The organism is Leptospira bouyouniensis (assembly GCF_004769525.1).
GTDB classification, from domain to species: domain Bacteria; phylum Spirochaetota; class Leptospiria; order Leptospirales; family Leptospiraceae; genus Leptospira_A; species Leptospira_A bouyouniensis.
In genome coordinates this window covers 242,058-254,641 of sequence record NZ_RQFT01000007.1, presented here as the reverse complement: position 1 = coordinate 254,641, position 12,584 = coordinate 242,058, and the positions used below count along the sequence as shown (strand labels likewise).

11 protein-coding genes are annotated in these 12,584 nt (G+C 37.0%); 1 reads left to right on the top strand and 10 read right to left on the bottom strand.

The features are described 5' to 3' along the window. Window positions 1-6 precede the first annotated feature (6 nt). A complete protein-coding gene (locus tag EHQ43_RS07265) occupies window positions 7-999 on the bottom strand; it encodes a helix-turn-helix transcriptional regulator (RefSeq protein ID WP_135754525.1) in 993 nt (330 codons plus the stop codon). 63 nt (window positions 1,000-1,062) lie between these two features. Here EHQ43_RS07265 and EHQ43_RS07260 point away from each other — a divergent pair, with 63 nt between their 5' ends. Beyond that, window positions 1,063-1,839: an LIC13411 family adhesin gene (locus EHQ43_RS07260; RefSeq protein ID WP_135754526.1), complete on the top strand. Its 777-nt coding sequence runs from the start codon at window positions 1,063-1,065 to the stop codon at window positions 1,837-1,839. A gap of 2 nt (window positions 1,840-1,841) precedes the next feature. Here EHQ43_RS07260 and EHQ43_RS07255 read toward each other — a convergent pair whose 3' ends face one another. From EHQ43_RS07255 to EHQ43_RS07215, 9 genes are all read right to left on the bottom strand, one after another. Continuing rightward, window positions 1,842-2,204, bottom strand: a complete 363-nt coding sequence (locus tag EHQ43_RS07255) for an LIC13410 family lipoprotein (protein ID WP_135770517.1) — start codon at window positions 2,202-2,204, stop codon at window positions 1,842-1,844. A 31-nt stretch (window positions 2,205-2,235) separates the two neighbouring features. Continuing rightward, a complete protein-coding gene (locus EHQ43_RS07250; RefSeq protein WP_135770515.1) occupies window positions 2,236-3,489 on the bottom strand; it encodes an MFS transporter in 1,254 nt (417 codons plus the stop codon). A gap of 3 nt (window positions 3,490-3,492) precedes the next feature. Continuing rightward, complete coding sequence (locus tag EHQ43_RS07245) at window positions 3,493-4,173, bottom strand: biliverdin-producing heme oxygenase (protein WP_135741084.1); 681 nt, start codon at window positions 4,171-4,173, stop codon at window positions 3,493-3,495. Window positions 4,174-4,253: 80 nt separating this feature from the next. After that, window positions 4,254-5,384 carry a hypothetical protein gene (locus EHQ43_RS07240; protein WP_135770514.1) on the bottom strand — a complete coding sequence of 377 codons (1,131 nt, stop codon included), beginning with the start codon at window positions 5,382-5,384 and terminating at the stop codon, window positions 4,254-4,256. Continuing rightward, window positions 5,381-6,157 carry a GNAT family N-acetyltransferase gene (locus EHQ43_RS07235; RefSeq protein ID WP_135754530.1) on the bottom strand — a complete coding sequence of 259 codons (777 nt, stop codon included), beginning with the start codon at window positions 6,155-6,157 and terminating at the stop codon, window positions 5,381-5,383. The genes EHQ43_RS07240 and EHQ43_RS07235 overlap by 4 nt, the downstream gene beginning before the upstream one ends. Window positions 6,158-6,291: 134 nt before the next feature. Continuing rightward, window positions 6,292-7,989, bottom strand: a complete 1,698-nt coding sequence (locus EHQ43_RS07230) for a glycosyltransferase family protein (protein ID WP_135770512.1) — start codon at window positions 7,987-7,989, stop codon at window positions 6,292-6,294. After that, a complete protein-coding gene (gene polA, locus EHQ43_RS07225) occupies window positions 7,976-10,807 on the bottom strand; it encodes a DNA polymerase I (protein ID WP_135770510.1) in 2,832 nt (943 codons plus the stop codon). The genes EHQ43_RS07230 and polA overlap by 14 nt, the downstream gene beginning before the upstream one ends. After that, window positions 10,804-11,910, bottom strand: a complete 1,107-nt coding sequence (locus EHQ43_RS07220; protein ID WP_135741089.1) for a glycosyltransferase — start codon at window positions 11,908-11,910, stop codon at window positions 10,804-10,806. The genes polA and EHQ43_RS07220 overlap by 4 nt, the downstream gene beginning before the upstream one ends. A 1-nt stretch (window position 11,911) precedes the next feature. Then, a complete protein-coding gene (locus EHQ43_RS07215) occupies window positions 11,912-12,514 on the bottom strand; it encodes an ATP-binding protein (protein ID WP_244242690.1) in 603 nt (200 codons plus the stop codon). Window positions 12,515-12,584 lie beyond the last annotated feature (70 nt).

Below are 12,584 nucleotides of genomic sequence, written 5' to 3'. Positions count from 1 at the left end.
GGGATATCAAATGAGTTGGTAACAATTTTCCCATTCTTTTACATAACGGACAAATGATTCTTTCCATGTTGGAATACTTTCCACCAGAGCTTCAGGTAGGATGACAAAAAATTGAAACAATGCATTTTGATTGGTTGTATACACTTTGTATTCATAACCTGTTTTTTCAAATTTTGCACCTTCTAAAAAAGATTTCCAACGATCATCATATTCAGGGTGGATTTGGAAAGAAATTTCAATTTCAGGATGGGTCTTTAAAGAAAGTGGATGAAAATTTAAATCATCATCTGAAATTTTTAAATTCGAAAAAAATTCTTCTTTGGTTTCTTTTTTTACAGCGATTTTGGGAAGGATGAACCTACGTAATGATTTTTTATTTCGATCGTAAGCTAACACATAAAAATCAGTGGTATTTTTTCGAATCAATCGGTATGGTTCGATGGTCCTTTCTTTTTCTTCGTAACCATAAACAATAGTGATGGCGCGTTTGTCTTTAATGGCTTGTAAAATTTTTTCCGTATTGGTTGTGTCGATTGTGTTTTCTTCAGTTTCAAGATTTACAGAACGTTTTGATAAATCTGGAATTAAATCCAAATGAAATGAGAATAGTTTTTGAGACAGACTTATTAGTTCTTTCGTTAATTCAGAAGAAAAAAGAGTTTTGGATAAATGTTCCAATTCTTCTTTTGTAAATTTTAGTGAACGATCGATAGATTCTCTTTGGATATAATAAGGAAAAAAATCTTCGGATTGGTATCCATATTGAGCTACTTTAATGTTGAACCCAAGGCTTTTTAATTGGTTCAAATCGCGGTAGAGTTTTTTTCTATCAGATTCAATGTCTTCGTTTTTGTAAAACCTCGGCATGATGTTTCTGAATTTTTGGAAACTAATTCCTTTAGGTTCTCTCAAAAGATTAAACAATAAACTGAAGAGTCGAACTTCCGTTTCGTTCATTTTTTTCACTTCGATCATGGGAAAATCTTCAAAAGAAGCCATATCTTCCCAAAAAGTTTGTTTTTTTGATTCCGAAAAGTAGAAAATGAAAAAAATTGGAAAAGAATGCGCTCTATCGGTCTTATCCTTTGCCTTTTATTTTTTTTGAATTGTGCCACCTATTGGAAAAATCGTAAAAATGATTTGAAAGATATCGTAACTGTGGGAGCAGAAACCCCCATGTATGGAGCGGCTGTTAAAGTAGGACCACTTCCTATTGGATTTGTTTTCCAAGGTGGAGAATCGGCCATGGGGAAACGTGATTTGGGTCGTGGAGTTGGAATCCGAGGTGGTGAGATTGGTGGGTATCATTCGCAACAACTCGTCTTTGGTATCTTAGGTGGTGAGAGTTTTCATTCAGGTTCTCCTGTCCTCGATGCGAAAGGCAATTGGCTTGTGGACAAAAAAGGAATTCCTCTCACAAACGATGAACGGGCTAACCTTAAAAGTTATAAAATGAGATATTATTCTTATTTTTATGATCCCGTAAAAGAAAGAAAAGCTCGCAAAAAAGAATATTTTCGCAGGGAGCTCACAAAAGACATCGTTGCAAGCACGGGCCAAAAAGAATTCTTAATTTATCTACCCAAAGAAGATTTAAAACCATTTGGTTACCCACCAGGATATTCTTGGAATGTTGAAGTTGTGGGAGGAGTCTACGGTGGAGCGAGAGTTGGATTTAATATTGCAGAAGCCTTTGACTTTTTGTTAGGTTTTACCACCATCGATTTGTTAGATGATGATGTAGAAGGAAAGGAAAAACCAAGTTTCCCTGGTTTTCCATTCCCTGCGCCTACTGATCTCGAAACTGAATCAGATTCCGAGACAGATGTTACGCCGTGATATTATAGTTTAAAATCTTTTGCGGTGATTTTGTTTTTTGGGTCAAACGTAAGTTTTAGAAACTTTTCAACAACATCTGGTTTTTCTTTGAGAGTGTAATACTGCTCGGGAACATCGCGATCTTCAGCAAAATACCATGTCATGACGGTTCCACTTGGATCGATTGTTTTTTCAGTAGGTTTGCCAAGTACCGCTTCTGTTTTTACCAAACCATCTCCTACCTTGATCATATCAATTTCAAGTTTGCGGAGTGCTGTGTGTGGGTGAACCTTTGTGCTACCTGCTTGTACTTTGTTCCCAGAAGAACAAGACACAAGGAATAGAACCGAAGCGAGTGTGCTAAGAATTAATAATCTTTTGAACATAAACCTTTCCTAAAATGGATTCGGAAAAATTCTACAGGATTGGATCTGGATTGGCAAGTGTAATCTTTTCTCTTTCTTCATCGATTCGGTTGATTTTACTCAAAATCTTTTTAAAAAATGGAATTGTCATAAAAACAAGTCCAATCTCTAAAAATCCAAAAAAGAAGGAAAGGGCAGAAAAACTGTATTCTTGGGGTAAGAAGGAATTAAAAACCGACTGCATTTGCACAGAAACTATGGGACCTAACATAAACCCAAGCGATCCCACTCCCGTAAATGCGGACATAGTGGTAGCCGTGAGTCCAGGTTTTGACATCTTGCTTGCAAGCATCATGGATGGAACAAACATCACTCCTGCACCAATACCACAAATCAGCAAAAATACAAATAAATACCAATAGTTATTCGTTGTGCCTGATAATCCCAAAAAGATTCCATAAATTGTGGATCCAATAAGGACTAAAGGAAGAACGCCTGTTTTGCGAGATAGTAAGGCTGATGGGTACGATAACAAACTCATCGGAAAGAGAACAAGGCCTAAAAAAACTCCGAGCATTCCAGGATGGAATGCTAAGGTTTCTCTTAAGTGAATGTTAAAGGATGAAATAATAAAACCAACAGTAAAACGATCGATAAAATTAAATAGAAATGGCACAAATAGAAATGGATTTTCAAAAATTGCTAATTTTAAATCACTCAATTTAAAATCTTTCACCTTGTGAATTCCCTTGTCTTTTAACATGAGAAAACTCATGAGACCAACAAAGATTAGAATACATGATCCAACATAAAAAGGTAATAATGGATTACTCCTTCCAAGGATTCCGAGTGGCATACCAAAAGCACCACCAAGTGATAAAAACATCCCGGTGATCCCCATAAGAATCCCTTTACCATAATATCGTTTGTTTTTTGGATCATTTTCTTGGTCGGCCGCAGAACTTAAAAGTAAACCGATGATAAAAATATGAGCGGCACCTTCTAAAAAACGAATGAATAAAAATAAATCCATATCCCTAACGATTGTTAAGAGATAAAAAAGTCCAGCGTCCAAAAAACAGAAAAAACTGATGAAGTATTTTCTGTTTTTAAAACGATCAGATATGATTCCCGCAACAGGAGCGAATAAAAAAGATCCTAACATGGGAATACTTGTAAAATAAGCTACTTCCCAGTTTGATCCGAGCAATCGATCCTTTACGATGTCCTTAACTACCGGCACTATCATTGTGACCGGCAACATCGATAAAAATACTAAAGTTACTAGTGTATACGGGAATCCCAAAAATTAACCTGCTGGTAGAAGAGTTTGGTAACGTTCCATTCCGATATTTTCTTTTAAATCGGAATCGAGTTCGATGAACAAAAATTTGTTTAGATCAAACGTTGTTTTGGCTTCTTCTAGTAGTTCTGCTTTTTGTGAATCATCCAAAGGTAATGTGTCCAAATTTTGACGGTATATCCCTTTAAATGCCATAAGATCTTCGATCTCAGGGAATTCATAAAATGCAGTTCCATCATTTCCTTCTAGTCCAAAGGTTTTTGCCACTACTTTTTTGATTGCTTGGCCACCTGATAAATCCCCCAAGTAACGCACGTAAGCTTGTGCAACCAAAAGTTCCGGTTTTGTTTTTGCAGTCGTTTGGATATGATTGATATAGTTTTGAGTAGCTTTGGAAACTTCCCCTCTCAGTTTGGTGCCAAACTTTTTTTGGAAGGTAACAATGTCTTCCTGTAATGCCTTTTCACGGAATAAACTTGGAAAGTATAATTTAGAAAGGATTGGATTATCTTTATTTTGGCGGTAAAGGTCTTCCATCACCTTATAGACGGCATGTAAACTTTCTAATTGGTAAGTATAAGTTTGGGCATCGAGTCCCCCACGGAAAATAGCACGGATATAAGGAACTTTTTCAGTTTCCTCGTGTTTTTGTGCCGTCCCCTCTCGTAACATCATTGCGACTGACATAATGGCTCCTTGTCTCTGTATGTGAGAATCAATCTCATATATGACACTACCCTGACAATTGGGAGAACTGTCAAAGAGAATTATAAGGAGTCTTCCTGATTTGAATGATTCCAGAATTCCAATGGGGTGGATTGCCTTTGGTCAGGATATAAGAAATACGAAAGGAAAAAAATTAGGATCGAAACAACGATCCCCAGTGTGGCAAGGACCACATCCTTTCCGACCTTACGAAAGGTGTCCAAATAGGGAAGGTCTTTGTAAGTGATCACATTCAGAATGATCTCACGACCTGCAAGGAGACCAAGGAAGGCCCAGGTTGTGGACATCGGGATGTTACTGATGGCTTGGAAAAAAAATAACAAACTTCCATACACCAAATCAACAATCGTTGCAGCCTTTGCCCATTGGATGTCCGATTTTTCAGAGACTACCTGTTGGATCGTACCTCCGTTTGTGCGGATGATGATGAGTAGGGCAAAGATAAGAATGAAGACCGCCATAAGGAATTCAAATAAACCTAGCTGCCTTGGAAGGAATACTGCGATGTTGGCTGTGTCTTGGAATAACCATGCCACCCACAAATACATTGTTGAGAACCATTGGAGGCGAGACCAACGCCTTTCCGATACGGGATCAGGAGTATGGACTTCATGGTATTCGTGTGGATCCACTTTGACAAGTACTGCCCAAACAATGATGGCAACAAGGAAAGCAAGTCCATACCCGAAAAAGGATTTGGTTAACATTTGGTCGATGCTTTTCCCACCAAACAAACCTAAGACGAGAAATGTTGTGGATACGGGTGCGCGTAACCTTGTGATGACAACGAGTAAGACAGGTGCGAGTAATTGTAGTAAATTGAATTCTTTAGTTTCTGGAATGGAATCTAATCGATGAAAATGGATTTCACCACCGTGGATAAACCAGGCAAGTAAGTGGACTAAAAATAAAAGACCTCCAAATACGAGGATCTTTTGTAACCAATGGACTGACTTTTTACTTTCGATAAAAGTTCCGATGGTTTGAACTGCATCATTTCCAGCCACAGAAAATGATGCAATTGCAAATGAAAACCATCCGAGATAATACCGAGGAATGCCCAGGAAATAACCAGCAGTGATAAAGATCACCAAAACTAAGGTAAAAGCGAAAAATCGAATTTGATCCTGTTTTGTGGGGTGCTGGTAATCAATTTCCTGGTTTTGGCTCATGCATTCATATAGTGTTTCGCATATCTCTCCGTAATTTCCTTGCGGTCGAAAAGAATAAACACGTCTGTAGTACCAAAAACAGAATCCAGTGCAGGAATTCCACAGATTTTAGCACCCACTCGAAGGTAACCTTTCAAAAGTGGTGGGATATTTTTGGAGATCACCTTAGGATCTTCAACATGGAAATTTGCATCAAATCCTGGGAGAACATAATCTGGGTTTGGATACACGCGGAATTCTTCAGGGGCAATCGCATCTTTTGCTTTTAAGAATCCATAAGATTGAGAAGCAACGGATGCATCAGTAGAGTGGATTGAACCACAACCCATAAGGTAACGAACATTATGTTTGTTCATGAATTCTGCAAGGCCTTGCCATAACAAAGAAATCACTGAACCATCTCTGTAGTCTGGGTGAACACAAGAACGTCCTACCTCAGCAATTTCATCTGGTAGATTATAAATGGAAGTGATATCAAATTCGTTTTCACTATAAAAACCAATTCCGTTCTTTGCATTTTGACGAGTGAGAATTCTGTATGTACCAACGATTTTTTTATCGTCAGTGGATTTATCGATTACAATCAAATGATGGCAGTACAAATCGTACTCATCACGATCTTTCCTAGTTGCAGAAGATTGTGGCAGGCCTTCTCCCATTTCTAAGTTAAACACTTCATAACGTAATGCAAGTGCTCTTTCAATTTCGAGTTGATTTTCTGCTAAACGAACTTCTAAAATTCGTTCTGTTTTATTAATAGTATTTGGTTTCATAGGATTTTGTTTCCTCGTTTTTATCTACTCAAGTAAGCTAAAAGATCTCGGTTACGATTATGTGACATTCCAATGAAATTCCGAGAAAGAATGACTAATTTGTATCATTACAAATCTGTGACACAACTAAAAAATCAAAACAGGCAACGACTCTCCTTTTTTATATTCGAACGAGCAGCCTTTATCACTGAATATTCAACCACTAGTGAGCTGGTTTCTTTTTTTAGTTCCACCGCCAAATACCCATTCCACGAACATAGCGTGACATCTGGAAGGTTTGTGACAAATCCAGGGTGAAATTTTTGGTTGAAAACAAGGATTTTACTTTTTGGCAAAGGACCAAAAGTAAATTGGTCTGGTTTCCATTCGATTGGTTGGATGCTTTGGTAAGAAGGGTATAAATAAAATTCACCATGGTAATCCTTCGAATCAAAAGGTTGATTTGAAAAATAAAATGTTAGATTTTCGTATATGTCGTTGATGGAGAGGTTTGCTGTGATGGCAGGGAACATTCGTGAGTCGGAACCGTAATCAGGAACTGAATTCACAGTGATGGGATAAGTTTCTTTGTTTTGGATATCGAGCGTAGGAGGTTTTAAAACAAATATTTCATGTAAGAATTTTGTGTTCATTTTTCTCACATCGAGCGTATGATAAGTAAGCAAAATGAGAACCATACCGAAAAAATAGATTTTGTATTTTTCCTTAAATGCTTCTGAAAATTTTTGTATCACTTCCGCCAAACACCAAACATACAAAAAAACAACACTCAAACTCCATCTTGGATACACTCGTTCTAAAGAATAGATAGGAATTTGTTCTAAGAAAGTCACTGGGTTTATCCAATTTCCTTTGCCGATCATGATCCAAATTGTGAAAATGAAAAGAATCAGTACAAACCAAAGTTTACGTTTTGTGAATACAAGTATTGGAAGTAGGTATAGGGGAAGTTGCCCTAAGTAGTTTCCGTATTCCCAATAGCGATATTGCATTTGTGAAATAGATTGGGAAAGTAGTGGGTGTTGGGAGGAACCAAAAAAGATTGGGTAGAAATCGGAAAGTTGTAAGGGGAATTGATCTGGTACAAAATACCTCCCAACCTGGAATATAAACAACACCATAGGCAACCATTTGAAGGAAAGAACCACTAAGACCAAACAACTGATGAGCAAAAATTGAAAGATCGATTTCTTTTTTTGATTCGAAAGGAAAATTTCCCGACCACTCAAAAAGAATATAAGAAAGGTCGCCTGTGTGATGGTATAAATTGCTCCTTCAGATAACAATATATAGGTGATAAAAATAATAAGTCCCACAATTAATTTTTTTTGATTTTGAATCGAGTAGAGAAAATAAAAAATAAGAGCAGGTAAAAACAAACCATGGATTTGGTTCATATGGCCTGCATAAAATTTTTGAAAAAAATACCCTGAGAATTGGAACAAACAAACGAATAGAATGGATGTTAGGTTTGATGATTTGTTGTAAATTTGATATGAGTGAAGATTTAATAACCCAGCGAGTACAAAGTAAAAAACAAAACTGATTTTAAGAGCTGTGATGCTCGGAACAAAAAGTGCAAATAAATGGGTAAAACTTCCAAATTTACTGGATGGGTTTTCCCATACGGGAAAACCAGCACCATAATATGGATTCCATAACGGGAAACTTCCAAACTCTAAATACGATTTTCGTAAAAATTCGATATGGAAAGTGTATAAGTCCCAATCAAATTTTCCAAGTAGTAAGTTTGATTCAAATACAACTGGAAAGTTCCAAAGATAAAGGACAAAAAAGAAAAGTAGACCAATAACTGGCCTAATGTGCTTCATCCCAATTTCCACCAAACTTCCCTTGTGCGACAATTGGGACCTTGAGTTCCATGGCTTTTTCCATTTCCTCTTTTGCCATTTGGTAAAATTCTTTTTTTTCTTTTGGTTCCACTTCAAATACTAGTTCATCGTGAACTTGTAATAAAAGTTTAGATCGAAAAGATTCCTTTTTGATTTTATCATGGATCCGAATCATTGCAATTTTGATCATATCGGCAGAAGTACCTTGGATCGGGGAATTGATGGCAACACGTTTGGCACCTTCGCTCACCATTTTATGTGAAGAATGGATATCAGGAAGGTAACGCCTGCGACCAAGTAAGGTTTCAACATAACCATTCTGTTTGCAGAATTCGACAATTTCTTCCATATAGGTGGCGACACCTTTGTATGCGGCAAAGTATTTTTCGATAAACTCTTTTGCTTCTTTGCGGCTGATTCTTAAATTGTTGGAAAGACCAAACGAAGTAACTCCATAAATCACAGAAAAATTTACAACTTTTGCTTTGTTGCGCATATCTGGTGTTACTTGGTCTTCGGGAACTCCGAAAATCCCAGCTGCAGTCCGTTTGTGAATATCTGCACCAGACTTATACGCATCAATCATGTTGGGGTCATTGGAAAAATGGGCCATGATACGAAGTTCGATCTGGCTATAATCGAGTGATAGAATTTCTGTTCCCTTTTTAGCAATAAATCCTTTTCGGAGTAACCTTCCTTCCTCATCTTTGATGGGTATGTTTTGTAAGTTTGGATTGGTAGAAGAAAGTCGACCCGTTGCGGCAATAGTTTGGTTATAACTTGTATGGATCCGATTGGTTTTTGGATTCACAAGAGTTGGCAAAGTGTCAGTATATGTAGATTTTAATTTTGAGAATTTTCGAATCGATAACAAGTCATCAATAATCGGATGAGTGCCTTGTAAGGATTCCAAAACAGAATGGTCTGTGGAATATCCAGTTTGTGTTTTTTTCTCCGCAGGGAGTCGTAAGTCTTCAAATAAAACAGTTTGTAATTCTTTTGTAGAATTGACATTGAACTGTCTTCCTGCATAAAAATGGATATTTTTCTCATGTTCTTTGATTTTAGTTTCAAAGGTGACAGATAATTCTTCAAAATACTTTTTATCAACAGCAATACCTTCATACTCCATATCTGCCAAAGTGAGTAATACAGGCATTTCCATTTCATAAAACAATTTTTTATGAATGTTTTCCTCCATTTTTGGAGCCAATGTATTGTGTAATTGTAAGGTGATGTCAGCATCCTCACAAGCATATTCTGAAACTTTATCAGGATCTATATCATAAAGATTTTGTTTCTTTTTTCCTGTCCCTACTAACTCATCATAGGTGATTGTTTTATAGTTAAGATAATCAACCGCCATATCATCCATATTATGACGTCTTTCACCAGGATTTAAAAGATAGGAGGCAAGCATCGTATCAAAGTAAATTCCTTTGAGTTCGATTCCATGATTGCGAAACACGAGTAAATCGTATTTAATGTTCTGTCCTAATTTTTTCCATTTAGGGTCTTCTAACATTGGTTTTAGGATGGCAAGTGTTTCTTCACAGGATGGGAGTAGGTGGCTATAAATGGATTCGGAATGTGAGAATGCGATATAATAGGCAACTCCAGGTTCTTCAGAAAAGGAAATCCCAAGTAACTCTGCCATCATTGGGTCTTGTGAGGTTGTTTCTGTATCGATCGAGATTGGTTTTTTGGAGTCGAGTTTAGATACGATTTTTTTTAATTCATCGATGGATTGAATTCGTTTATAAGATTTTTTCGCAACAACTGAAGTAGTCGTAACTGAATTTTTTCCTTTTTTGGAAACTTCAACAGAACCTTCCGTGTTCGTTTCTTTTTTTCCTTTTGATGATTTTTTGGCGGAAGGAGTATCTTCTTTTGTCTCTCCATCGTTCACAATAGGAATTCCAGCTTGTTTTGCTAGATCACGATGGAGTACATTAAAACCTTCGTCTTTGAAGTATTGTACTTTTTTGGGATCATAGTAGTTTGGAAGTTTTAAGTCAGATTTTTTGATATCGAGTTTTAAATTGGTGACAATGGTTGCTAGTTTCCTCGATAAAAATGCATTTTCCTTTTCGGCAATGAGTTTATCAATCAGAGATTTATTTTTTACCTTATCGATTTTTTTGTAAATGGTTTCCAAATCTCCGAATTCTTGGATAAGTTTGGCTGCGCCTTTTTCACCAATCCCTCTAACACCAGGAATATTATCTGAAGCATCACCGAGAAGTCCCATATAATCTGGCACTTGTTCTTTTGTGATGCCAATATTTGTTTTTACCCACTTGGGATCAATTTTCTCAAATTCGGAAACTCCGCGTTTGCCACGTAACATGTGTATGTTTTTGTCTAGGACTTGGTATAAATCCTTGTCACTTGAAAGGATTACAATTTCTTCAAAATCTTTTCCAAATTTTTTACATAAGGAACCAATGATATCATCTGCTTCGATACCATTGATTTTATACATTGGAAACTCAAGGGCTTGTAACATTTCGTAGAGCTTTTGGATTTGAGGTTTTAAATCCTCAGGCATGGGTTTTCGATGGGCTTTATATTCTTCATAAAGATCATTTCTTTCTAACCGAGTGCCTGGGTCAAAAGTGAAGGCAATATGTGTTACATGTTCATCTTGTAAAAGTTTGAAGAGCATCCTCCAAAATCCAAATATCGCACCACTTGGAAGTCCTGTTTTGGAATTTGTTAAATTGGAAGCAGCAAAGGCAAAATAAGCTCGAAATGCAAGTGCATGTCCATCAATGATTAATAGTCTTCCACTCATTTCCCTTCTCCGTACAAAGAATCACCCAAGAATGAATAATAGATTAGTTTTGTTTTGTCGATTGTTTTAGTAACCGAAAAACGTTTAACGGACGTTTTGTTGAAATTTCCAAATTGAATACGAAGTTCATCTGAAGAAACAAGTTTATCGAGTCCTAGAGCTATGGATTCTGAATCACCCACTGGACATACAAAAGCACCTTCGTTATGGTTTAACATTTCTCCAATCCCACCACCATTTGTTGCGACTATGGGTAAACTACATGCCATTGCATCGAGTATAGCTGTGCCAAGTCCTTCTTCTTTGGAAGTGAGGGTAAATATATCAAATAGCGAAAGTAAGGCGGGGATATCTTTTCTATATCCAGTAAAAATAATTTTATCGTTAAGATTTAAACTGTCTGCTTGGCTTTTTAGTTTTTTTTCTAATTTCCCTTCGCCAACAATCAAAACACGAAAATCGATATTGGTTTTCATTTTTGAGATGGCATGGATTAAAGTTTCTTGGTCTTTATGATCAACGAGGGCTGCCACATTTCCAATCACAACAGCTTTTTTTGGAATTTGGAATTCTTCGCGTAAATATTCGTGTGGTGTTATTTTTGTAAAACGTTTCAAATCAATACCAGAATATACAGTAATAATCCTTTCGGGATCAATTTTACTACTGATCATCACTTCTTTGATTTTTTGAGAAACTGGCAGATAATAGTCGTTTGCTGGATGTTGGTATTTCCACTTTGAGAAAAAACTAGTTTTTGGTTTAAAATCTACCCTTCTGGATACAATGAGAGGGATGTTTAAGTGTTTTCTTTTTGCAAGAAGAGCCAAAGTATGCGCATGGGCAGTATGTGTATGGATAAGTTTGATATTTTTTGATAAACAGAGAGATCGAATATTCTTATATGCTTTTCTATCCCACTCACCTCTCATTTCAATTGGATAAAATGTATATCCATTTTCCTTGCACTTGATTTCCAAAGGGGAACCTGGTTGGCCCACAACCATTTGTGGGATTTTATAATTGGCCAAACCTTGAACGAGATAATAAAGCTGTTGTTCTCCACCACGCCATTCGCGAGATGTATTGATATGTAGGATCAAATTATAAGTGTTTGGAACGGTCGTATTCGAGTGCGATGATGGAGCCCATTACTTTGAACCCCGCCGGAGCTTCGTCTACCATTCCTTCTCCGTGAAACATTACTTTAACGGAGTCCATCATGGCATTGATTATTTTCAATCCTTTTCCCATGTTCTTATGTTTTTGGCCAGAACCATTATAAGGAAGGGTATCAGGTTTTTTACTTTGGTGATTTTTGATATGGTCAAGGAAGGTGGAAAAACATTGGGATTGGTTTGCGCGTAATAATTCTTTGTCATTGTCAGGGACAGGAGATTCACCTGAGAGTCCTGATCCGTAATCTAAAATGTACAAAGTGAACTTTGCGGAATCAATCCGCCAACGGCAAATGATGGTTTCATCACATTCACAAGAAACATTTGCGGCCACTGCATTGGTGAGAGCTTCATCCGCAGCCAGTTCGATTTGCATGATGTTATCGTTACTGAAACCATTGTCTTCCAGCGTCCGTTTTAATTCCTGGCGGAATTGTTTCACAGAAGACATATCGGGAGGTAAAAACATGGCGTATGACCCAGGTGATGGGCTTAACAGATAGGGAATCACTTCTGATGGTGCTGTCAATGGCCGCCTTTTCCTCTCTCTCATCATATTACACGATGCGAAGTGAGAAAAAAAGTCAAAAATACCGGAA